Raw genomic sequence first — 23,550 nt, forward strand, 5'->3', positions numbered from 1 at the left:
CGTGACAGATACAAGTCTCATTGAGCAGTACGGCCCACGCGAGTCGATGGAATACGACGTCGTGATCGTCGGCGGCGGCCCGGCTGGCCTGTCCGCGGCGATCCGCCTGAAACAGCTCGCGGCTGAAAAAGGCGTCGAGCTGGGCGTGTGCGTACTGGAAAAAGGCTCGGAGATCGGGGCGCATATCCTGTCGGGCGCGGTGATGGACCCGCGCGCGATCACCGAACTGATTCCGGACTGGAAAGAAAAAGGCGCGCCGCTCACCGTGGACGTGACCGAAGACCGATTCCTCTTTCTCACGGAAACCGGCTCGAAGAGCGTGCCGGTCTGGGCGCTGCCGGACAACTTCAAGAATCACGGCAACTACGTGATCAGCCTCGCGAACGTCACGCGCTGGCTCGGTCAGCAGGCCGAAGCGCTCGGCGTCGAAATCTTCCCGGGCTTTGCCGCGGCCGAAGTCCTGTACAACGACGATGGCTCCGTCAAAGGCGTCGCCACCGGCAACCTCGGCATCGGCAAGGACGGCGAGCCGACCGAGAACTTCCAGCTCGGCATGGAACTGCACGCGAAGTACACGCTGTTCTGCGAAGGCGCGCGCGGCCATCTCGGCCGTCAGCTGAACGAGAAATTCAAACTGCGCGAAGGCGTCGATCCGCAGGTCTACGGCATCGGCATCAAGGAACTGTGGGAAATCGATCCGGCGAAGCACAAACCGGGTCTCGTGATGCACACGGCCGGCTGGCCGCTGCAGAACGATACGTACGGCGGCTCGTTCCTCTATCACATGGATAACAACCAGGTGGTGGTCGGCTTCGTGGTGGGGCTTGGGTATTCGAACCCGTATCTGTCGCCGTTCGAGGAATTCCAGCGCTACAAGACGCATCCTGCGATCCGCGCGATCCTGGAAGGCGGCAAGCGCGTGTCGTATGGCGCGCGGGCGATTACCGCCGGTGGCCTGATGTCGCTGCCGAAGCTGGTATTCCCCGGTGGCGCGCTGGTCGGTGACGACGCGGGTTTCCTGAACGCATCGCGGATCAAGGGCTCGCATGCGGCGATCAAGACCGGCATGCTCGCCGCCGATGCCGCGTTCGACGCCGTGCAGGCCGGACGCACCAGCGACGAACTCACGGCCTACCCGGAGAGCTTCAGGACGTCGTGGCTGCATACCGAGCTGTACCGCGCGCGCAATTTCAAACAGTGGATGAGCAAGGGCCTGTATCTCGGCACGCTGATGGTCGGCATCGAGCAGAAGCTGCTGGGCGGCAACGTGCCGTGGACGCTGCATCACCAGCATTCCGATCACGAGATGCTCAAGCCGGCCTCGCAGTGCACGCCGATCACGTATCCGAAGCCGGACGGCAAGCTGACGTTCGACCGGCTCTCTTCGGTGTTCATCTCGAACACGAATCACGAGGAGAACCAGCCGGCGCATTTGACGCTGAAAGATCCGTCGGTGCCGGTCAACGTGAACTGGCAGACCTATGCCGGTCCTGAGTCGCGCTATTGCCCCGCGGCGGTGTATGAGTTCGTCAAGAACGACGACGGCAGCGAACGGCTCGTGATCAATGCGCAGAACTGCGTGCACTGCAAGACCTGCGACATCAAGGACCCGACGCAGAATATCGTGTGGGTCACGCCGGAAGGTGGCGGCGGGCCGAACTATCCGAATATGTGAATGACTATGCGGGCATCGAAAACGATGCCCGCATAGTCATTAAAATGAAGACGTGCCGCGTGTCACGAGAAGTCGTTCTCGTGACACGCGGCACTGTCATTGGGAAGTTCGGTAGAAGCCCGAAAAGATGTACCGCCTGTTGAGCTTGCAGTGTTCGTCGCGCGAGAGCTGCAGGCAGAGACCACAACGGCCGGCGATAAAGCAAGCCATGTGGTCTTCGGCGATAGTATTGCCACTGACCCTCAACACATGTGCACGGCGCATGTAGCCGCCATGAGCGGCGGTATCTGCGAAGCAGCGCCGGCACGGACCGTGAACCACCCATGCAGCCGGACTCGAGGTTCTCTCCGGAGAAAGCCCGATCGGATTTCGACACAGACAGTCGGGATCGACGCGGCCGCCCGGCGCGCTCCGCATCGACTACAGCAGGTCACATACCGCCAAACGGCTTCTCCACGGTCAACTTGTTGGTGACCGAAGTAACTCCGGGAACCCCCCTCGCGATCTCCACGACCCTGCCCACCTGGGAAGCGTCCTCGACCGTACCACTCAGCGTCACCGCGCCGTCCTTGGCGACCACGCTGATGTTGCCGGCGCTGATGTCCTTCTGCTTCGCGATCGCGTTATAAACCTGCCGGCGCAGCGCGCGATTCGCCTTTCGTCCTACGGGCGCGGTTGCCGAACCCGATGCCGCCGTCACAGACGCGCTGGCCGGTGCGCTGCTTTGGGACCACGCGCTCATGCACGTCGCCATGACGGCGAGTCCAACAGCCAGCTTGAAAGTCTGAATGCTCTTCATTGAATACTCCGGTTGTGGATGGCGGAATCAGAAGGTATGGCGAATGCCGATCATGGCCGCCGTGGTCGAGACGCCTGGCGCAACCGGAACCCCATAGATGATCGTCTGGTTCATGGTCCCCTTGTTGTCGACGTAGCCGACTTGCGCGTACGCCCGGGTCCGCTGGGACAGGTTGTATTCCGCACCCACCGCGATTTCGCTCGAGTGATTGTCCGAATGGTTCCGGTCCTTCAGGTAGTAGAAGCCGGAAGTGATCTTGAAGCGCGTATTGAACTGATAGCCGAGACCGGCCGAAATCATTTCGAAGTCCGCAGTATCGCTGTGCGCCGGGTTCTTGCCCACGCCGTACGAGCCGGATAGCGAGAATCCGGCGATCGTGTACATCGCGCCGAAATAGTAGAAGCGGTTATTGGCCTGGCCCGTCGCGGGCACGGCAGGCGCTGCCGGGTAGTTCAGCGGATAAGGATTGGTGTCGTGTCCGTTGTAATACACGGCCGCAAGATTCAAACCATAGTTCGAGTACTTGAGCACCGCCGACTCGCGTGTACCGCCCTGAAAGTGGCCGGCCACACCACCCGGCGCGTATTCGAGCGCGAGCGACGCGCCATAGAATTTCGGCGAGTTGTACACCAGCGCATTGCTGTCGTACAGCGCGCCGATCGGGGCATTCGTGCTGGTGCCGGGCCAACCGGCCGCCTGATTGACCCCAAGCCACGCAGTCAGAATACTGCCGAAGTATTGAGCGCCACGGACATCGGTTTCCGACATCGCGTAGATCATCGGAATGATCTGCCGCCCGGCGTCGAACGTGCCGAACGGACCCGATGCGCCGATCGTCGCGAACTGGTTGAAGATCGCGACCGCGCCCGGCGTGTCGGACAGACCGGCCTTGCCGGTCGTCGTGTTGAACGAGCTCTGCAGCTTGAAATTGATCTTGTAGCCGCCGCCGATATCCTCGCTTCCCTTCATGCCCCAGAAGCTGGAATAGATGCCGCCGTCCTTGAGCTGATAGACGTGCCCCAGGTTGCGGGCGGTGGGCTGGAACGTCGCCGCCGAGGTGCTCTGATACAGAAATCCGGTATCAAGCACGCCATAGAGGGTGACTGTCGACTGGGCCTGGGCGGCGCTGACGAACATCAGCAGCGCCGCGGCGCTGCTCAACTTCAACTTCGATTTCATTCTGTCTCCTTTGGTTTTTAGGTTTATCGTTTGAATTCATCCGCGATGCATTCAGGTGAGCGCGTGAGCCGACAGGTAGTAGTTCCCGTACTGCTCGCGCAACTGGTGCTTAAGCACCTTGCCGGTCGCACCGAGCGGGACCGTTTCGAGGAAAATCACGGCGTCCGGCTTCCACCACTTCGCAATCTTGCCGTCGAGGAAGGCGAGCAATTCGCCTCCGGTGAGCCTGCTTTCAGGCTGTCTCACGACCAGCAGCAACGGCCGTTCATCCCACTTCGGATGACGCGCGGCGATACAGACCGCCATCGCCACTTGCGGATGCAGGCACGCGACGTTTTCGATGTCGGCCGAGCTGATCCATTCGCCGCCGGACTTGATGACGTCCTTGCTGCGATCCGTGATCTGCATGAAGCCGTCGGCATCGATCTTCGCCACGTCGCCGGTCGGAAACCAGCCGTCACGCAGCGGTGACACGTCGTCGCTGCGAAAGTATTGCCGCGCCACCCACTGACCGCGCACCAGCAGGTCGCCGGTCGCCTTGCCGTCCCACGGCAGCTCGTCGCCCTGCGGATCGACGATCTTCATGTCGATGCCGAACACGGAGCGGCCCTGCTTGGCCTGAAGCGCGTAGCGATCATTGCCGGACAGCGCGCACTGATGCGCCTTGAAGCTGCATACCGTGCCGACCGGGCTCAATTCCGTCATGCCCCACGCGTGCAGCACGTCGACGTGATAGCGCTCCTGAAACTGCACGGTCATCGCCGTCGGACACGGCGCACCGCCGATGATCGTACGGCGCATCGACGAGAAAGCGCCGTCGCGTTCGGCGACATGGGAAAGCAGTCCCTGCCAGACCGTCGGCACGCCGGCCGACAGCGTGACCTGTTCCGTCTCGATCAGTTCGTAGAGCGACTGGCCGTCGAGCGCCGGCCCCGGAAACACCAGCTTCGCGCCGACCATGCAGGCAATGTAAGGCAGCCCCCACGCATTCACATGGAACATCGGGACCACGGGAAGAATCACATCGCGTGCGGAACAGTTCAGCGAGTCGGGCAGCGCCGCCGCGTACGTGTGCAGCAATGTCGAGCGATGGCTGTAGAGCACGCCCTTCGGATTGCCGGTCGTGCCCGAGGTGTAGCAGAGCGACGACGCACTGTTCTCGTCGAGCAACGGCCAGTCGAACTCATCGCTCTGAAGATCGATCAGGTCCTCGTAGCACATCAGCATGCTGGACTGGCTACACGTCTGCTGCATGTGCTCGCGATCGGTCATCGCCACGAAAACCTTCGGGCTTTTGACGCGAGACGCAATGCTCTCGATCAAGGGCAGAAAAGTCAGATCGAAAAACACCACGCGGTCTTCCGCGTGCTCGATGATGTAGGCCAACTGGTCGACGTGCAGCCGGGGATTGAGCGTATGCAACACGGCGCCGGACCCCGACACCGCGAAGTACAACTCCATATGCCGGTAGCCATTCCACGCCAGCGTCCCGACGCGCTCGCCCGGCTCGATGCCGAGCGCCGCGAGGGCATTGGCCATGCGGCGGGCGCGTTGCGCAAGATCCCGATAGCGGTAACGGTGAATGTCTCCTTCGACACGCCGCGAAACGATTTCCTGATCGCCGTGATGGCGATCGGCGTGTACGAGTAGCGAAGCCACCAATAGCGGTTGCTGCATCATCAAACCTTGCATCCTTGTTCTCCTGAATATTCGTGTGGCCCCGCGGCGGGTCCGTCGCTACGGCCCCGCGCCCGTCATTGCGGCGCGTGCCGATCGGCGATGACCACGTGCGCAATCCGTCGCAGCAAGCCTGCCGCGGTTCTACCGGATCGGCGTGTGTAGCGGGTTCATTGACCGCCGGTGCGAAGCCCCGCCGGTCAGACCCAAATCGTTGAAAAGCAGTGCGGAACCGTTGTTTAGCGGGCGGCCCGGTCGCGCAGTGCGTCCAAGCGGTCCAGATCGGCGGAGTAGTTGCGCTTGCCGATAAAAAACGCGACCGCGGCAATGAGCGACGCAAACGGAACCAGTTGCAACGCGCCGAGCAGCCCGATCCGGTCGGCGACGACGCCCGTCAGAATCGCGGCGGGCGCGAGACCGAGCAGATTGTTCGCCAGCGTCAGCGTGGCGAACGCGGACGAATGAATCGACGGCGGCGTGAGATTCGCCACCATGGCGCCCGAGGGACCGCTCGCGCCCGCGCTGCAGAACATGCCGGCGCCGATCAGCACGAGTTGCAGCGGACCCGCCGGCAGGTGAATACCGATCGCGAGCAGCGTGAAGCTCGCGAGGCAGATCGCGATCGCGGTGCCCCACTTTCTTTCCCGTGACTGCTTGCCGAGCCGGTCGGCCAGATTGCCGCACACCACCATGCCGAGGCCCGTCACCAGCACGAACACTGCGGCGCCCATGGCAGCCTTGCCGGTCTGCATCCCGTAGTAGCGGTTCAGGAAGCTCGGCATCCACGCCCACAGCGCAGCAGGCACGAGCAGATGAACACCGCTGCCGAGGTAGGCGCATACGACCGACTTCGTCGAAAAGAGCCCCTTCATCAGCGCGCGAAAACTCATGCGCACACCGAGACCCTGATTACCCATGCTCGCAACCTGGAGCGGCGCAAGACGCTTTTCGGTGACGACGAGCCAGTAAATGATGACCAGCACGATTCCCACGGCCGCCATCGCGCCGAATGCGGGACGCCAGCCCATCTGAGCGGCGACCGCGCCGCCGAGCGCCATGCCCAGCACCGAACCGAACGCGCCGCCCGCCATGAAGGTGCCGGTGAGCGTGGCGCGCAGCCGCACCGGAAAGATGCTCAGGACAACCGCGATGCCGACGCTGCCGTAAGCCGCTTCGCCGATGCCGACGAAGGCGCGCGCAAGCAGCATTTCGCCGTAGTTCGTCGCGATCGCGCAGCCCAGCGTCGCGAGACTCCACATGGCCGCCATCAGGACGATGCTTTTCACGCGGCCCCAGCGGTCAGCCAGTACCGACAGCGGGAACGTGAGCAAGCCGACCATCAGCGCGACCACACTGCTGAGCGAACCCAGCCGCGTGTCGGAAAGACCCCAGGCGGCCTTGAGCAGCGGGAACACCGCATTCAACACTTGCCGCGACATGTAGTCGGAAAGCAGCAAGCCGACCGTCAAGGCGAATACCACCCAGGCATAGGGGCGTACATCGGCTTGTGTTGCTGAAACTTCTCCCGTGGTGGGCTCAACGTGCTGCATGAGCATCATTCGTCTCCTTCGCGTCTATCTCGTGTTTATCTGGTTGGCTGCCGTGCTGCCACGCAGCAGACGATGGCCGATTCTGAATATCCAGTCGCCCTCGCAGCGCACCGGCAGGCATCCACTTCGTCGTCATGCCGCTTCGTTGAAACGGTCTTGCCGGTGGCAGTCCCGCGCCGGGGTTCACGCGCGAAACGCCTGAAAACTTTCCGGAGCGAAACTCACATCCTGCTCGCACAATACGACCATCGCGCATTACACTTTTATGATCAGGCGCCATCCTTTTAGCGGGCGATGCCACTGCGCGTAAACACCGGTATTCGTTGCCGCGGGCATCTCACGTCGGAAGGCAAAGCGCTCCCATTGGGATCTACGGAGGCAATGCGATGGAAACGATGTTGCGCTCGGTAGCGATGAGCGGCTATTTCGATGTGACGCGGCGGCTCGGACTGAATCCGATCGAACTCATCCAGCAGGTGGGGATCGATCCCGCGGCGCTCGCGAATCCGGATGATCGTGTCCCGGCCGCCGCGTGCTGCCGGCTACTCGAAATCACGGCCGACAAGGCCTCGTGCCCGACATTCGCGCTGCAGATGGCGGAAACCCGGCAAAAGTTCGGCACCGGCGTAGTCAATGTGTTGCTCGCGCACAAACGCACGCTGCGCGAGGTGCTGCGGGCGGCCGCAGAATTCCGGCACCTGCTCAACGAAGCGCTGGCCGTCTACATCGAAGACTCGGGGGAAACGGTCACCATCCGGGAGGAACTGGCCGTCACCCCGGGTACGCCGACGAAGCAGGCGATCGAACTGGCGATTGGGGTCCTCGCGCGCCACTCCAGCGCGCTGCTCGGCAATTACTGGAAACCGCGCGCCGTGCATTTCACTCATCGGGGGCCGGCTGATCTGACGTTTCATCGACGTTTTTTCGGCTGTCCGCTCGAATTCGGCAGCGACTTCAACGGGCTCGTGTGCGCGGCCGCCGAGCTCGACTACCCGAATCCGGCCGCCGACCTCGAACTGGTTCGGTATGCCGAAAGCCTCGCTACACCGCTGAACGCAGCAGCCGCGGATTCGATCGAGCAGGAAGTGCGCAAGGCGATCTATCTGCTGCTGCCCGTCGAGCAGGCTACGGTCGAGCTGGTGGCTCGGCATTTGCATCTGAGCGTGCGCACCATGCAGCGGCAACTTGGATCGGCCGACACATGCTTCTCGACGCTTGTCGAGGAAGTTCGGCGGGAACTGGCGATACGCTATATGAGCAACGCACGCTACCCGATCGGGCGGGTCGCAGCGCTGCTCGGCTACACCCAGCAAGGTTCTTTTACGAACTGGTTCACCGCGCAATTCGGTATGACGCCGCGTGATTGGCGTAGTGGCCAGGCGAAATGAACGGACGTTCTGTGGCGTGCTCGAGTGTGCGTGCGCGATGCCTGTCAGGCTGCGGCGCAGGCCGGCGAATGCGCTGACTTTTGCCCTTCCGCGTTGCGCGAACGGGGTACTCTACTCGTCCGATCCGGCTGGGGATGGGAAAAGCGCCTGGCGATTGCACGTCGGCCTTATCGGCCATCAGAGGCTTGCGCGGACCGAGCAGACTACCCCACTCGATCCGCGCCTTTCGCGGGCGTGCAACACGCCCGCCGGGCTCACGTGTTCAAACGACCTTGCGCAGGAAGCCCTGCGTGCCACCGTTGCGGTTGGGCGCGAAACCGTTGGCAAGCAGAGTCTCTTCCACCGTGTCGTAGAACACGCCGATCTTGCTGATCTCGCGCGCCTCCTGGGCGGTGGCCACCTTGCGGCCAAACTCGCGTGAGATGCGCACCAGTTGCTCGATCTGCTCGACCGTGCTCATCTTTCTCGTACGCGACTGGTTCCAAAGGTTGTCCTCGATGCCGCAGCGCACGTGCAGGCCCATGGCAATGCCCATCATGTTGACCGGCAGCACGTTGCGCATCGAGCTCTCCACCGTCAGCACCGCGCCATCCGGCGTGGCGCGCACGAAGTTGGCCAGGTTGTAGATATTCGGTGCATCCATGCCGCCGCCGATCGCCACCCAGTTCATCACCAGCGGACCCTTGTAGATGCCGCGCCGGATCAGACGCTCGACCGACTCGAAGCTATTGATGTTGTAGCACTGGAACGCGCTCTGAATGCCCGCCGCGTTCAGGCGACGGATGTGTTCCTCCGCCCAGCCCGGCTGCGCCGGCACCGTCATCTCCTTGTACGCGTTGTAGACTTCTGGGTCCGCCATGGAGGTGCCCTTGACGTCGGCATCTTCCCAGTGCTCAACGACGTTCATCTGCGAGGTATTGATCGTCACCGTCACCTGGTCGGGCTTGGGGTCGAGTTCGGCCAGCATGTGGCGCGTGTCGTCGCTCAACCATTTGGCCGCGGCGCCTTCGCTCTCGGGTGCGAAGCTGATCGAGCCACCTACCTGGATGATCATCTCGGGCACGGCATTGCGCACGCCGGCGATCAACTCGTTGAACTTCGACAGACGCTTGCTGCCCTTGCCGTCGAGTTCGCGCACGTGCAGGTGCAGCACCGTGGCGCCGGCGTTGTAGCAATCCACCGCCTTCTGGATCTGCTGGTCCATCGTGACGGGGATGTCCTCGGGAAAGTCGGAGGGCACCCACGACGGCGCGTAAGGCGCGGCGGTGATGATCAAAGGTTGCTGGTTTTCGGTGTAGAGGGAACCGTCGAGAAAGTTCATGGCATGGTCTCCAGGCGCGGGTTGAGGGGAAGGAAACAATCAGGGGGTGCTAATAAAGTCCTGTCGTCAACGGAGCGTCGAGCAACAGAAAACTTCGCACCCTTCCCCCGTAAATGACGGATGTATCAGCTCCGCATCGGGCAGGTGCAGGCGCGACGGGAGATCGATCAGTTCGGCGAAGATACGGCAATCCGCCGAAGCGATTTACGTTTTGGCTGCCATATTTTTATGATTTAACGCCACTACGTGTTAACACCCAGTCCAACGTGGAGATATCTCGAGACCATCCGGCTCTGAAGGCCGAATGCCGGGCTGTGCTGCCCGGTTTTCTGAAGCGTCGCTCGGGCAGGCGTGCGTTCCGTAGGCAGGAATGCGAGCGGCCCGGGTTTATCCGCAGATAGACCCGCAGAGGATCGTTCCTCTCGCAGGCACTGGTCGATGAGTTGGTTCAGCACTCGTATTCGACCGCCCTCAGGGCCTCCTGCCCGGCGCGGGCAACGTTGATCTCACCCCTGTCGTTCGACTCTTTCATAGCTTAGCTATTCTTAATACTGGAGCGATACTGCCCTATCACTGCAAGTTTTCAACAGCGTGCGAGACGTCGATCGAATGAGCTTATCTGTCGAAACTCAGCGTTCCCTTTGTGCAAGCCAGCGTCGGTACTCTTTTGACCGCGTCTTCGTTCGGATTTGTTCAGCGACTAATGTAAACAGCGGCGAGGCAGTCGAGTTTGGTGAAAGACCATCCCCCATTCTTCGCAATTGCAGCTTTGCAAGCGCCATGCTGGCGACATTGTTGAGAGCCTTTTTCTTGAAACTTACCGATGGCAACTCAACAGCTAGTTCTCCATGCAGCCATTTCGCAGGAAGGTCTGGGTCATAGGCGAGTGCCCGGCCAATCCCGACAATAGCGACGCCTGGACGACCGTCTTCAGCTGTAAGGGCGGCCTCCGTCACTGCCCGTCTGCGTATCCCGCCCGTGACCATCACCGGCATTCGAGCAGCCGCGACAATGTCTCGGGCGAAGTCAATGAAATAAGCCTCACGCTCGCGAGTGCTCGCGCTTTCCGGACTGCCCTGCATGGCGGGGCTTTCGTAACTACCGCCCGATATCTCAGCGAGATCAACAGCGTATTCATTAAGCCAGCGCACGACTTTTATTGCGTCGTCCGGCCCAAAGCCAACAAACCAGTGCAAACAACCGCCGAATGGGAAAGGCCCGTGGATAAGCGAATGTGTCTTCGCGCGGCTCTGTCAAGTTAGCGCGCGTGGAGTACCTGTGTGGCCTACGGCTAGTTATCCTTATTAAATAACCTTATCGCCTGCTGCAGTGATAGTCCGATCATGCCATGTGGCGAAACGTTCCTGAAGTACGGCACGATGACATGCCGCGTTCAATCCGATGTCTGGGCAACCCGAAGTGCTGCCGGATCGGGCCCAGGCAAGAGAGAAACGCCTGCGTACGACGCGCCTCGCGAAAGCTGCGCGTCTGGCGTTCGCGTCTGCGGGTTGGCGGGTGGCCGAGGCGCCGTCGGCAGCCACGTGTCCTCGAATGGCTGCGATCTTGAAGCTGCCATTGAACTCATGGCGCAGCGAAGGGCCGCTGTGGGTCCGCCCGACACCCTCGGCGCAATACCGGTCGGATGCTCATTTAGAGGCACTCGGCCCGGCCTGAACATCAAAAAACGCGCGTGCGCACCAGCCCGGCATCCTGGCCGCCCGTCACCGTCAGCACGGGCGGATCGGTCACGATCGACTTGAGTTCGCTTACCGTAGACGAAAGCGCGCGAAGATCGGGGAGCGGACGGTTCAGTGCCGCGTTATTGCGCAGCGCGGTTTCAAGCGACTCGGCCATGTCGAGCAGCCGCGCGTCGCCGCGAAACGGACCGACGAGTTGCAGGCCGAAAGGCATGCCCGCGTGATCGGTACCACAAGGTAGCGACAGGGCCGGGTTCGTGAGCAGCGTGACGACGTAGGTGAGCGCGACCCAGCGGTAATAATTGTCGAGCGGGCGGCCATTGACCTCGGCGAGATGCCACTGGGACCAGGGAAACGGTGAGATCGACGAGGTAGGCGAGACGATCAGGTCGTAGTCGTCGAACTTCGCCTGGAAGCGGCGGAAAATCTTCGTCTGTTCCGCATGCGCCCACACTGCGTCGCGAAGCGACATCGCCTGCGCCATCTCGTAATTGGCGCGCGTGTTCGGGCCGAGCAGAGATGGGTCGCGCTCGTAGGTCTCCCTGAAACTGGCGAGGAAGTTCTGCGCGCGAATCACGTCGAATGTACGGTCGGCCTCGCCCATGTCGAGATCCACCGGCTCGCACAGCTTGACGTAGCCCGCGATCGCCGCCATCTTCGCGCGGAAGGTCGCGCGCGTCGCGTCGTCGACAGCGCACATGCCGAAGTCTTCGGTATAGCCGATACGCAGCTTGCTGACGTCGAGTGGCGCGCCATGCCCGAATGCTGACCCGGCGATGGGATACCCGAGCGGATCGGCGTGATGCAAGCCGGCCTGGGCGGCCAGTTGCAGCCGGGTGTCCGCGACGTTGCGCCCCATGGGCCCACTCACGTCGATCGGCGTCCAGCCGAGCACCTTGCGGTCGATCGGCACGAGGCCCGGCGAGGGCCGGAATCCGACCACGCCGCAAAGCGCCGCGGGAATACGCAGCGAGCCGCCCGTATCCGTGCCCGTGCAGAGCGGCAGCATACCGGTGGCGAGCGCGACGGCCGAGCCGCCCGAAGAGCCGCCAGCGTTCAACAACGGATTGAACGGATTGCCGGTAGCGCCCCAGACCACGTTGCGCGTGTTGGCCCCCGCGCCCATCTCGGGTGTGTTGGTCTTGGCGGTCACGATCGCGCCCGCGGCGCGCAGGCGAGCCACGAACGCGTTATCGCGCGCCGGCACGTGGGCGCGAAAAAGCGGCGAACCGTAGGTGGTCAAAAGGCCTGCCGTTTCCTCCAGATCCTTGACACCGAGCGGCAGCCCGTGCAGCGGGCCGAGCGGCTCGCCGCGCGCAACGGCCGACTCCGCGCGCCGCGCTTCCTCGCGCGCTCGCTCGAAGCAGGTCGCCGCCACGGCGTTGACGGCCGGGTTGATCGCCTCGATCTGAGCGATGCAGGCGTCGAGCAGTTCAACCGGAGAAAGCTCGCGCCGCCCGATGAGTTCACGGGCTGTCACCGCCGACAGGGATACCAGCGAATTGTCCATATCTTGTGTGTTCCTGGAATAAGCGTTGGCTTAGCTGGGCGTCCCGTTCACGGCGACAGCAACGGCCTACGCGCGGCGGCCAACCGGTTGGTCCCACCTGCGCCCCCAAGCGAGCGCACGCCAGGCGCACCGCCTGGGTCGCTTTAGCCGTGGGCGACCTCCGTCGGCGCCCACTGCGTGACACAGGCGACGATCGCGTTGCGCGTGTTTTCGAGGTGTATCCGACTCTGCTCGCGTACGGACAGCGCATCGCCCGCCCGGAAGGCGTCCAACAGCTGCGCGTGCTCGCGGTTATTACTCTCCATGAGGTCTTCCTTGACGTGCATCGCCAGCGACACATAGGGACGCGCGACACCCGAGAGGCTCTCGACGATCTCGAACAGGCGTGTTTTCTCCTGACTCCCTATCAGGTGCCGGTGGAATTCCACGTTGAGCAACGCCCATTTTTCGGACGACGGGGTCGCGCGCATGGTTGCGTGACACACCGTGGCCGCCGCGAGATCGGCGGGCGCGAGTTGCCGGCAGGCCCGCTCCGCGAGCATGGGCTCGAGCAGCATGCGCAGTTCGTAAATCTCGCTCACGTCTTCCGCAGTGAGACCGCGTATGACGACGCCCCGGTTCGGGTCGATCGACACCAGCCCCTCGGCACGCAGATCGCGAAACGCCTCGCGCACAGGCGTCGTGCTGACGTCCAGGCGCTTGGCCACCTCTTCCTGTCTGAGACGAGTATTCGGCGGATACACTCCCTTCAGAATCTCCGCCCTCAATGTTCCGAGGACGTATTCCTGGATGGTTCGATAGGGCCTGCTCAACGTCTCCTCCTTTTGCCGCGTCGCCGTGTTAGCGCATGCCGAGCACTATAACCGACAGTGGCGCACTCGCGACCCGTCAGGCGGATGCCGCTTCGGGATGCCCAGCCGATACGGACGAGTCCGGCCATTGCGCCTGCAGCTGGCTTTCGACCCAGGCCGCGATCTGCAGCGTGCGTAGATCGGCCCCGAACTCGCCGACCACCTGGAACGCAAGCGGCAAGCCATTTGCGGTGCGGCCTGACGGCACGGTCACGGCTGGGCTGCCTGTCAGGCTCCATGGTGCGCAGAAGATCCCGTCGCCTGTGTCCGAGAGCCCTGCGGGTGCCTCACCGGGCGCCGACAGGGTCACGAGCGCGTCGCATCCGGCAAGCAGCGGCTTCGATTCGCGACGCAACCGCGCCTGCAGCGCAATGGCAGCCTCGTACTCAGCGGCAGGCGTTGCCGCGCCAGCCGCAATCAGCGTATGCATGTGCCCACTGACGAGCTCAGGATGCCTGACGGCGGTAGGGCCGATCGAGCGCTGCGCCTCGACGCACGCAATGACCTGCACCGAGTCGACCATAGCCTGCATATCCGCGCCATATTCAAGTTCGACGAGGGTGGCGCCGGCGGTGCGCAGACGCTCGAGCGAGGCCTCGAAGTTCTCCTTCTGTGCCGGCTGCACCCGGTCCCAGAAGGGCGTGCGCAACACGCCCAGTTTGGCTGGAGGATTGGCTGGAAACCATGCAGCCCATGCATCGAGGCTCGCCAACACCTCCGGCCGGTGCTCGACGAAGAGTGCATGCGCGAGCGCCGCACCCTCCACCGTCTGCGCGAAAAAGCCGACATGATCGAGCGAGCCGGACAGCGGATGCACACCGTCGCGGGACACCTTGCCGAAACTGGGCTTGTAGCCGACGACTCCGCAGTAAGCGGCCGGCCGGATGACCGAGCCGACGGTCTGCGTACCGAGCGCAAGCGGCACGATGCCGGCGGCCACGGCGGCCGCTGAGCCGCTCGACGACCCGCCCGGCGTGTGCAGTCGGTTCCACGGATTGACCGTGGGTCCTGGCTCACGCCAGGCGAACTCGGTCGTCACCGTCTTCCCGAAGATCACCCCGCCTGCCTGTCGGATGGACCCGACGATACGCGCGTCCGCCGAAGGCTGGTGTCCGCGATAGACCGGCGACCCGTAGGCGGTCGGCATGTCGCGTGTATCGATCAGATCCTTGATACCGACCGGCAGGCCGGCGAGCGGTCCGTTGACTGCGGCAGCCACGTCATAGGTGTCGGCTCGCGATGTGAACGCGCGGAGCCAGGGCTCGAGCTCGTCAGCACGCGCCTTGGCGGCAGAGAGCCGCGCGCGGGCAGCCTGGACGTCGCCGCGGCTGGCAAGGAGGGTATTCAGCAACGATTGTTTTTGCATTCTGGTGATAGCTTTACCGTTGATTGCGCGAATTGCGCGAGGAATCCGGATCGATTCGAGCGGGCGCCGGCTTTGCGCGAGCGCCCTCTCCCGTCCCCGTGCCTATTTGCGCGCTGCTGCCGCCGCAAACGAATTGTCCACCGCGCCCGCATATGTCACGCTGCCCGGCTTGATGTTGCCGAGGGACTCCTGCAGGGCCAGCGCGTTACGGAACGCCGGCTCGGAAATCTCGGGCGTCGCTGCGTAGATCTCCTGATCGATCAGGCGCTGTACGGCGCTGTCGACCACCTTCGGGTCAAGCGTCGGAAACTCGGTCCGCGCAACAGCCTTCGCCGTATCGGGCGAGTGCTGGATCAGCGCCTCGGCCTCGCCGATCGATTTCACGAACGCAGCAACCATCTGCGGCTTGGCTTTGATCGTGGACGCGAGCGTGTCCATGCTGGAGAACACATAGCCGCCCGGATAGGCCCTGGGGAACCCGTAGACGATCCGGTAGCCCTGTGACAGCCCGGTATCGACCTGCGGCTCGTAAAGCGCCGCTGCTTCGTCGCGTCCCGCGCTGACCGGTGCGAGCTCCGTACCGATCTGCACGGTGTCGAGCTTCACGTTAGCGAGCTTTCGCTCGCTGACGAGGCGCTGCAGAAGATAGGTACTCGTCGTCGGCGGCAGCGCAGTGGCCACGCTCTTGCCGGCGAGATCGGACACTTCCTTAACCGACGAGTCCGGCGGCGCGATGATCCAGACGGGCACGCCTGCAACCACGTTCGCCACATTGACGAGCGACGCGCCCTTGAGGTTGGCAAGCATCGCCGTCATCGGGTCCTGCAGCGAAAAGTCCGCGTGAGCGCCGATCACCGCAGCCACTCCGGCTGCGCCGCCGCCGGCCGTCACTTTCTGCACCGTGAGACCGTTCTTTGCAAACAAACCTTTGTCGAGTGCTACGTAAAGCGGCAGATACTGAATCGACTGAAAGGCCTGATAGACGACTACCGGCTCGGCAGCAACCGCCATGCGGGCCCCGGAAGCGGCGAGCGCCGCCACAAGGCAAGTGCCCAGAAACTTCACCGTTTTCTTTTCCATGTAATCACCTTTGCTTCCGTGAATTGAACAATCCAGCTCAGAATCGATGCCATCAACGTGAGAACGATAATGCCCAGCCAAACAGTATTGAGGTCAAACAAAGAGCCCGCGACGAACACTTCATGACCCACTCCCGCCTGCGAAGCGATGTATTCGCCCACCACCGCGCCGATCAGTGCGAAGCCGATGTTCACGCGCAGCGTCGAGAAGATCCACGGCAGTGCGCCAGGCACGATCAGTTTGCTGAAGATCATGCCCGGCTTCGCCTTGAACGAGCGGAACAGATTCAGCAGGTCCTGATCCACCTCGCGCGCCGCGGCGCACGCGGAAATCATCGCGACCGCGAACGTGGAGATGCCGGCCAGCCAGACCTTCGAGGCCATATCCGAGCCGAACCAGATGACAATCAGCGGACCGAGCGCAATCTTCGGAATGCTGTTCAGAATGACCGACAGACCTTCGGCCACGCCAGAGACCCTCGGCACAAACCAGAGCAGCAGCCCGAGGCCGATACCGAGTCCGCTGCCGACCACGAGACCCATCAGCGTTTCGAAAAGCGTCGCCAGCGTGTCTGGGACGAGTGTGCCCTGCGGCGAAAGGCCCAGCACCGCAGCCCGATAGATTCCTTGGGGCGAGCCGAAAAGGCGGCCGTTGACCCAGCCAAGCGTAACCGCCAATTGCCAGCCAGCCACAATCGCGACGACGATCGTGACGACAATGCCGGTCGTGCCAAGCGTTTTGGAACGCCCACTTGTTGCGCGCTTGCGTGTGACCGTTTGTGAGATCGCGACGTCGCTCATGCCGAGGCTCCCGCGTGCTGGATTGAGTGCCCGCGCAAACCGCTCCAGATGCGCGAATGGTAGGCACGGAACTCAGGCGCTTCGCGCGCCGATACCGCGGTGCGGGGCCCCGAAGTGGAGAGTCGAACGTCGATGTTGTCCTCGATGCACGCCGGCCGTCCGCCGAGGAGAATGACGCGGTCGCTCATCGCGATTGCCTCCTCGATGTCATGCGTCACGAGAATTACGCTCGTGCCGTTTTGCTTGCGCAATTCCATGACGTCGTCCTCCAGCGTCAGGCGGGTTTCGTAGTCGAGCGCCGAAAACGGCTCATCGAGGAGCACGAGCGTCGGATCGACGAGCAGCGTGCGGGTGAGCGCTACGCGCTGGCGCATGCCGCCCGAAAGCGCGTGCGGATGCGCGTCGGCGAAGGAATCGAGACCGTAGCGCGCCAGCATCTGTCTCGCGCGCTCGATGTCCTCGCGCCGAACCTTGCGGTAAAGCTCGATGCCCAGCACCGCGTTTTCCAGCACCGTGCGCCATGGCAGCAGCAAGTCCTTTTGCAGCATGTAGGCGATGCGCCCCTCGCCGCCATCGGCGCGTCGACCGACTTCCACGCGCCCGGATTGCGGCGTGAGCAGCCCCGAAATGAGATTGAAGAGCGTGCTCTTGCCGGCCCCGCTGCGCCCGACGATCGACACGATTTCGCCACTGGCGACGCTGAAATCCAGCCTGTCGAAAATGGGCACGCTGTCGCCGTCGGCGGTCTGGAACGCATGACTCAGCTCGCAAACCCGCAAGCGATCACTGGGCTTGGCTACAGGCGCCGAGACCTCCGCCCGGTGCGATGAAGAACAATTAGGTGAACTCATGGACATCCTTAGAAGAACGCAATTGCAAGCGTGACGCAGCAAGACCACCCTCCTTCCCGGCCCTCGCCGTTGCGGTCCCCATAGACCGATGCGTCGCCAACACTGAAAACTGTGCATCGCACATAATGCATAATGCACATTCAAAAAAAAGGCGCCAACGAATCAAAAAAAAGCGGGACGCGTTGCCGGTCGCAAGGGAGACAACGTGGCGCAGGCAAGCAGTTTCGCGGGAGCAAGGACCTGACAAGGCTCTGTCAGGTTGATGCTGAGGCGGCGGTAGGATGCCGTGATGAAGAAGAGAAAATCCTTTTATCACGGCCACCGCTTTCCCGCCGGCGTCATCAGCTGCGCGGTTCGCTGGTATCTCCGGTTCAGCCTGAGCCTGCGCGACATTGAGGCGTTGTTGCTTGAGCGTGGTGTCCTGGTCACGTACGAAACGATTCGCTGCTGGTGCGACAAGTTCGGCGCTGGATTCGCTCAGTGCGCGAAAGCGGCGCGGCGCAAGCCCGGCAGCACATGGCATCTGGACGACATGTTCGTGACGCTGCGCGGTGAGCCGTATCTATTGTGGCGATCGGTCGATGAGCATGGCGCTGAACGCGACGTGCGGGTGCAGAAGCGGCGCGACAATGCCGCGGCAAAGCACTTCTTCCGGAGGGTGCTGCGTTCAAACCCGGTGCCGCGCAAGATCGTTACCGACCCGCTGCGCAGCTAGCCGGCGGCGAAGGCTGACATTCCCGAGCTTGCTCACGTGAAGCACGTTTTCGTCAAAGCGGCTGCACGTGTGAACAACCGTGCCGAGAACAACCACCCGCCAACCCGCAGACGCGAACGCCAGATGTGCGGCTTTCGCGAGGCGCGTCGTACGCAGGCGTTTCTCTCTTGCTTTGGCCCGATCCGCCAGCACTTCGCGTTGCCCAGACATCGGATGAACGCGGCATGTCATCGTGCCGTACTTCAGGAACGTTTCGCCACATGGCATGATTGAACTATCACTGCCGCAGGCGATAAGGTTGTCTAATGAGGATAACTAGCCGTAGGCCACGCAGGTACTCCACGCGCGTCAACTTGACAGAGCCGCTTCTCGACTTTCGCACGTGACGGGATTTCGCCGCGCTGGATTGCTCCGTACGCATGATCGCGTAGAAGCCGGGCTTCCGGGAGGCTAATAGCCATTCCGAATGCGGGTTCGTCTGGCCTGCGTGGCTTCCGTGCGGAAAGTGAGGGATCGTAGCGGCCTATAACCAGAGTTTCCCGGCGACCGTTCACCCGGTAGTCGTACCGGAAGCTCACCGCGCCTGAAGGCGTCACTGCCGCATATAGCCCGCGCTAATCGGCAACCTTGTAGATCTTCTTGGCCGGCTTCAGCGCTCGCAACTGCATGTCTGTGAGCATAGGGACTCCTCGAACGTATACCGTCAATTGATACCGTCAGACTGATTTGACGGTATCGGACAAGGCCGTCCGAGGAAGAAATGTCGGCACCGTCACCGATACCGACATTTCCATCAGGCGTTGCCCGGATTACAGCAGACCACACCGGACAACAACTCCATGTTTTCAAACGGAAAAACATGGAAAACCGGACCTCCCGGAACAACCTGGGAGCAGTCTAAATCATTCCCACTCGATCGTCGCCGGCGGCTTCCCCGAGATGTCATATACCACCCGGTTGATCCCGCGCACTTCATTGATGATCCGATTCGACACATGCCCCAGCAACTCGTGCGGCAGATGCGCCCAATGCGCGGTCATGAAGTCCAGCGTCTGCACCGCACGCAGTGCGACGACGTACTCGTAGGTCCGGCCGTCACCCATCACGCCGACGCTCTTCACTGGCAGGAACACCGCGAACGCCTGGCTCGTGAGGTCGTACCACGACTTGCCGGTTTCCTTGTCGATGAACGTACGCAGCGTCTCGATGAAGATCGCGTCCGCGCGGCGCAGCAGGTCCGCGAAATCGCGCCGCACTTCGCCCAGAATCCGCACGCCCAGGCCCGGGCCCGGGAACGGATGGCGATAGACCATCGCCGGCGGCAAACCGAGCTTCACGCCGAGTTCGCGCACTTCGTCCTTGAACAGTTCGCGCAGCGGTTCGAGCAGCTTCAGATTCAGCGTCTCGGGCAGGCCGCCGACGTTGTGGTGGCTCTTGATGGTCTGCGCACCCTTCTTGCCCTTGCCGGCCGATTCGATCACGTCCGGATAGATCGTGCCTTGCGCCAGCCACTTCGCGTCGGTCAGCTTGCCGGCTTCGGTCTGGAACACCTCGACGAACTCCGCGCCGATGATCTTGCGCTTCGCTTCCGGATCGGTCACCCCGGCGAGCTTGCGCAGGAACACGTCGCTTGCGTCGACGTGAATCACCTTCACGCCGAGGTGGTCGGCGAAGGTCGCCATCACCTGCTCGGCTTCGTTCAGGCGCAGCAGGCCGTGATCGACGAACACGCAGGTCAGCTGGTCGCCGATCGCGCGATGCAGCAGCGCCGCCGCCACCGACGAGTCCACGCCGCCCGACAGCCCCAGGATCACGTGCTCGTTACCAACCTGCTCGCGAATCTTCGCGACGGCTTCGTCGATGTAGTTGCCCATTTCCCAGTCGGCCCGCGCGCCGCAGATCTGCAGCACGAAGCGTTCGAGCATCGCGCGGCCCTGCACGGTATGCGTGACTTCCGGATGCCATTGCAGGCCATAGAAGCGGCGCTGTTCGTCGGCCATCGCCGCGATCGGGCAGGATTCCGTCGATGCCATCAGCGCGAAGCCCGGCGGCATTTCGAGTACCTTGTCGCCGTGGCTCATCCACACCTTCAGCATGCCGTGACCTTCCGGCGTGGTGAAGTCGCTGATGCCTTCGAGCAGGCTCGTGTGGTTACGCGCGCGCACTTCGGCATAACCGAATTCGCGCAGATGGCCGATGTCGACCTTGCCGCCCAGCTGCTCGGCCATCGCCTGCATGCCGTAGCAGATGCCGAGCACCGGCACGCCGAGTTCGAATACCGCTTGCGGCACGCGCGGCGTATCCGTTTCAGTGACCGAACTCGGGCCGCCGGAGAGGATCACGCCCTTCGGCGCGAAGTCGCGAATGAACGACGCATCGACGTCGTACGGGTGAATTTCCGAATACACGTTGGCTTCGCGAACGCGACGTGCAATCAGTTGGGTGACTTGCGAACCGAAGTCGAGGATCAGGATCTTGTCATGCATGGCAGCGGACGGAGTCAAAAGTGAGCAAATACGGAATGCCGCGCACGAAGCGCGGCGTTGAATTCAAAGCGGTCCACGTGGGAACGATCGAGCATGAAACATAACGATGAAGCGTACTGGCGTATGCACCGCCGCGGCCATCGGCCTGCGGCGCGCGCGAATAAACGCGCGAACGGAATCCGGTAGCTTCGGCGGACGGCGTGACGCGCAGCGCGTCAGCCATGAAGCGGCGGCCGGGGTCCGCCAGAGGCATCGGCAGCGGCGTTGCGGGCGTCTTCGCGCGCGGCCCGGGCCGCGCGTTCGGACTCCGTAAGGCCGGCTTCGCCCGTCACAGGATGCACCGGCGTGGTCGAAACGGAACTGACGGGATTCACCGGGATGTCCGGGTTGACGGGCCGTGTGACCGGCATGACAGGTTCGACGACCGGCTCGGCGCGATAGACCGGAAAGCCCGCGCTGACGCGGGGCTCGCGCTCCCGTTCACGGCGTTTTGCGGCTTCTTTTGCCGCCTCAGCCTCGGCTTCCCTGGCAGCCCGCTTTTCGGCGCGGCTGGAAGAGCCTTTGACGACGATCCCCTTCTCGCGCCGGCGCACCGCACCCGACAAACGCACCCCGCCGAGACCGACCACCACCAGCACCACGCCCGCCAGCACCGCGACGATCTGCCCGAAGCCGGTGAGCGCCGGTGTATGCAAACCAAGCAGCCAGACCAGCATCAGCACACCGGTCAGCCAGTTCACATGACCGACGACCTTGGCGACCGCCGACGTCAGCGCCCCGTCGAACGATGCGTGCAAGGCCAGCCACGCTAGCCCGATCAGCGCCACGCCAAATCCCTGGCCGACCAGCGCCGGCTGGGTTTGCACCAACTGCAGCGCGTCGTACAACGAAGTCCAGGGCGTCAGCAGAAACAGCAGGCCGAACGCAAGCAACAACAAGGCATCAAGGATGAGTACAACACGCAGCAGTGGCTTCATTGGCGTTTAGTCCACGTGGTAGTTGGGCGCTTCCTTGGTGATCTGCACATCATGCACGTGCGATTCGCGCAGGCCCGCGCCGGTGATCTGCACGAACTCGGCCTTGTCGTTCATCTCCGAGATCGTGCGGCAGCCGCAGTAGCCCATGCTCGCGCGCACGCCGCCGATCAGCTGGAACAGGATCGCGTTGACCGAGCCCTTGTAGGCGACGCGGCCTTCGATACCTTCCGGCACCAGCTTGTCGATGTTCGCGGAGTTGTCCTGGAAGTAGCGGTCCGCCGCGCCGTCCTTCATCGCGCCGACCGAACCCATGCCGCGGTACGACTTGTACTGACGGCCCTGATACAGGAACACGTCGCCTGGCGCTTCTTCGGTGCCGGCGAACATGCTGCCCATCATCACGGCGTTCGCGCCCGCTGCCAGTGCCTTGCTGACGTCGCCCGAGAAGCGCACGCCGCCGTCGGCGATGACCGGCACGCCCGTGCCCTTGAGCGCTTCGGACACGTTGGAGATCGCGGTGACCTGCGGCACGCCCACGCCGGCGACGATGCGCGTCGTGCAGATCGAGCCCGGGCCGATACCGACCTTCACGCCGTCCGCGCCGTACTCGACGAGCGCCTTGGCGGCCGCCGCGGTGGCGATGTTGCCGCCGATCACTTCGACGTGCGGGAAGTTCTGCTTGACCCACTTGACGCGCTCGAGCACGCCCTTGCTGTGGCCGTGTGCGGTATCGACGACGATCACGTCGACGCCCGCCTGCACCAGCAGCTCGACGCGCTCTTCGTTGTCCGCGCCGACGCCGACCGCCGCGCCCGCGCGCAGCTTGCCGTGTTCGTCTTTACAGGCGTCCGGGTGTTCGGTCTGCTTGGTGATGTCCTTGACGGTCATCAGGCCGCGCAGTTCGAACGCATCGTTGATCACCAGCACGCGCTCGAGGCGGTGGCTGTGCATCAGCGCCTTCGCTTCGGCGAGCGGCGTGCCTTCCTTGACCGTGACGAGGCGCTCGCGCGGCGTCATGATGGTGCGCACCGGCTCATCCAGACGCTCTTCGAAGCGCAGGTCGCGGTTCGTGACGATGCCGATCAGCTGCGCGCCTTCGACGACCGGGAAGCCCGAAATGCCATGCTGCTGCGACAGTGCGATCACGTCGCGCACTTTCATCTGCGGCGGCACCGTGATCGGATCGCGCACGACGCCCGACTCAAAACGCTTGACCTTGGCAACTTCACGCGCCTGCTCGGCCGGCGTGAGGTTCTTGTGGATGATGCCCACGCCACCCATTTGCGCCATCGCGATGGCGAGGCGTGCTTCGGTGACGGTGTCCATGGCGGCGGACACGAGCGGCATATTCAGGGAGATGTTGCGGGTCAGCCGGGTCTTGAGGCTGGTGTCGCGCGGCAGAACATCGGAGAAAGCCGGGACGAGGAGCACGTCATCGAACGTGAGTGCTGTTTGGATCAGACGCATGGCAAATCCTATAGGCGCAAAAGCGAATTATACGCGATACCTCCCCGGTTTTCACTGCACGAACAGCAGCTTAGCGAATTTCGGGCGGTTTTTTTCATGACTTCCCGCCACTCGATTTCGCTTCGCTGTTCGCGCTGGGTTCGATCGGGTTTCGTTTGCGC

Annotated in this window: 18 protein-coding genes and 3 pseudogenes; 3 read left to right on the forward strand and 18 right to left on the reverse strand. The window is 62.9% G+C overall.

Features of this window, described 5'->3' with window-relative positions; genetic code table 11:
- Position 1 precedes the first annotated feature (1 nt).
- Positions 2-1,675, forward strand: coding sequence for an electron transfer flavoprotein-ubiquinone oxidoreductase (locus tag ACZ9H4_RS20435; protein ID WP_476120557.1), 1,674 nt, complete (start codon positions 2-4; stop codon positions 1,673-1,675).
- Positions 1,676-2,105: 430 nt separating this feature from the next.
- On the opposite strand, the gene ACZ9H4_RS20440 is transcribed toward ACZ9H4_RS20435, so the two are convergent.
- The 4 genes from ACZ9H4_RS20440 to ACZ9H4_RS20455 form a co-directional block, all read right to left on the reverse strand.
- A complete protein-coding gene (locus tag ACZ9H4_RS20440; protein ID WP_408149085.1) occupies positions 2,106-2,474 on the reverse strand; it encodes a BON domain-containing protein in 369 nt (122 codons plus the stop codon).
- Between the two features lie 27 nt (positions 2,475-2,501).
- Entirely contained in the window at positions 2,502-3,653 is a 1,152-nt protein-coding gene (locus ACZ9H4_RS20445) for a porin (protein ID WP_408149087.1), read from the reverse strand.
- A gap of 51 nt (positions 3,654-3,704) precedes the next feature.
- Positions 3,705-5,345 carry a 3-(methylthio)propionyl-CoA ligase gene (locus ACZ9H4_RS20450; RefSeq protein ID WP_476120559.1) on the reverse strand — a complete coding sequence of 547 codons (1,641 nt, stop codon included), beginning with the start codon at positions 5,343-5,345 and terminating at the stop codon, positions 3,705-3,707.
- Between the two features lie 224 nt (positions 5,346-5,569).
- Positions 5,570-6,886, reverse strand: a complete 1,317-nt coding sequence (locus tag ACZ9H4_RS20455; protein WP_476120810.1) for an MFS transporter — start codon at positions 6,884-6,886, stop codon at positions 5,570-5,572.
- Positions 6,887-7,266: 380 nt separating this feature from the next.
- On the opposite strand from ACZ9H4_RS20455, the gene ACZ9H4_RS20460 reads away from it, so the two are divergent.
- Positions 7,267-8,268: an AraC family transcriptional regulator gene (locus ACZ9H4_RS20460; RefSeq protein ID WP_476120561.1), complete on the forward strand. Its 1,002-nt coding sequence runs from the start codon at positions 7,267-7,269 to the stop codon at positions 8,266-8,268.
- Between the two features lie 262 nt (positions 8,269-8,530).
- On the opposite strand, the gene ACZ9H4_RS20465 is transcribed toward ACZ9H4_RS20460, so the two are convergent.
- The 9 genes and pseudogenes from ACZ9H4_RS20465 to ACZ9H4_RS20505 all read right to left on the reverse strand — a co-directional run bounded on the left by ACZ9H4_RS20465 (position 8,531) and on the right by ACZ9H4_RS20505 (position 17,744).
- On the reverse strand, positions 8,531-9,589 hold the full coding sequence (locus ACZ9H4_RS20465; RefSeq protein WP_121317756.1) for a beta-keto acid cleavage family enzyme: 1,059 nt from the start codon (positions 9,587-9,589) through the stop codon (positions 8,531-8,533).
- A 629-nt stretch (positions 9,590-10,218) separates the two neighbouring features.
- Positions 10,219-10,785: a hypothetical protein gene (locus tag ACZ9H4_RS20470; protein WP_476120564.1), complete on the reverse strand. Its 567-nt coding sequence runs from the start codon at positions 10,783-10,785 to the stop codon at positions 10,219-10,221.
- 108 nt (positions 10,786-10,893) lie between these two features.
- A pseudogene (locus ACZ9H4_RS20475) lies at positions 10,894-11,107 on the reverse strand (IS6 family transposase); the annotation flags it as partial.
- A gap of 159 nt (positions 11,108-11,266) precedes the next feature.
- Positions 11,267-12,796 carry an amidase gene (locus ACZ9H4_RS20480; protein WP_476120565.1) on the reverse strand — a complete coding sequence of 510 codons (1,530 nt, stop codon included), beginning with the start codon at positions 12,794-12,796 and terminating at the stop codon, positions 11,267-11,269.
- Between the two features lie 143 nt (positions 12,797-12,939).
- Complete coding sequence (locus tag ACZ9H4_RS20485; protein WP_408149099.1) at positions 12,940-13,608, reverse strand: GntR family transcriptional regulator; 669 nt, start codon at positions 13,606-13,608, stop codon at positions 12,940-12,942.
- 76 nt (positions 13,609-13,684) lie between these two features.
- Positions 13,685-15,013 carry an amidase gene (locus tag ACZ9H4_RS20490; RefSeq protein ID WP_408149101.1) on the reverse strand — a complete coding sequence of 443 codons (1,329 nt, stop codon included), beginning with the start codon at positions 15,011-15,013 and terminating at the stop codon, positions 13,685-13,687.
- A 102-nt stretch (positions 15,014-15,115) separates the two neighbouring features.
- Positions 15,116-16,093: an ABC transporter substrate-binding protein gene (locus tag ACZ9H4_RS20495; RefSeq protein WP_476120568.1), complete on the reverse strand. Its 978-nt coding sequence runs from the start codon at positions 16,091-16,093 to the stop codon at positions 15,116-15,118.
- Positions 16,075-16,893: an ABC transporter permease gene (locus tag ACZ9H4_RS20500; RefSeq protein ID WP_476120570.1), complete on the reverse strand. Its 819-nt coding sequence runs from the start codon at positions 16,891-16,893 to the stop codon at positions 16,075-16,077. The genes ACZ9H4_RS20495 and ACZ9H4_RS20500 overlap by 19 nt, the downstream gene beginning before the upstream one ends.
- Positions 16,890-17,744, reverse strand: coding sequence for an ABC transporter ATP-binding protein (locus ACZ9H4_RS20505; RefSeq protein WP_476120572.1), 855 nt, complete (start codon positions 17,742-17,744; stop codon positions 16,890-16,892). Before ACZ9H4_RS20505 ends, ACZ9H4_RS20500 begins: the two co-directional genes overlap by 4 nt.
- Positions 17,745-18,033: 289 nt before the next feature.
- Between ACZ9H4_RS20505 and ACZ9H4_RS20510 the strand changes: the two are divergent.
- Positions 18,034-18,732, forward strand: a pseudogene (locus tag ACZ9H4_RS20510) (IS6 family transposase).
- A 53-nt stretch (positions 18,733-18,785) separates the two neighbouring features.
- On the opposite strand, the pseudogene ACZ9H4_RS20515 reads toward ACZ9H4_RS20510, so the two are convergent.
- The 5 genes and pseudogenes from ACZ9H4_RS20515 to guaB all read right to left on the reverse strand — a co-directional run.
- A pseudogene (locus ACZ9H4_RS20515) lies at positions 18,786-19,139 on the reverse strand (Arm DNA-binding domain-containing protein); the annotation flags it as partial.
- Between the two features lie 222 nt (positions 19,140-19,361).
- Positions 19,362-20,945 (reverse strand): glutamine-hydrolyzing GMP synthase, encoded by a 1,584-nt coding sequence (gene guaA / locus ACZ9H4_RS20520; protein ID WP_042323159.1) that lies wholly within the window; start codon positions 20,943-20,945, stop codon positions 19,362-19,364.
- On the reverse strand, positions 20,938-21,168 hold the full coding sequence (locus tag ACZ9H4_RS20525; RefSeq protein WP_408149116.1) for a hypothetical protein: 231 nt from the start codon (positions 21,166-21,168) through the stop codon (positions 20,938-20,940). The genes guaA and ACZ9H4_RS20525 overlap by 8 nt, the downstream gene beginning before the upstream one ends.
- Entirely contained in the window at positions 21,161-21,922 is a 762-nt protein-coding gene (locus ACZ9H4_RS20530) for a hypothetical protein (protein ID WP_476120575.1), read from the reverse strand. The genes ACZ9H4_RS20525 and ACZ9H4_RS20530 overlap by 8 nt, the downstream gene beginning before the upstream one ends.
- Before the next feature lie 6 nt (positions 21,923-21,928).
- Positions 21,929-23,389, reverse strand: a complete 1,461-nt coding sequence (gene guaB, locus ACZ9H4_RS20535; protein ID WP_175160715.1) for an IMP dehydrogenase — start codon at positions 23,387-23,389, stop codon at positions 21,929-21,931.
- Positions 23,390-23,550: the final 161 nt, after the last annotated feature.

This window comes from Paraburkholderia sp. TE9906, from assembly GCF_056279605.1.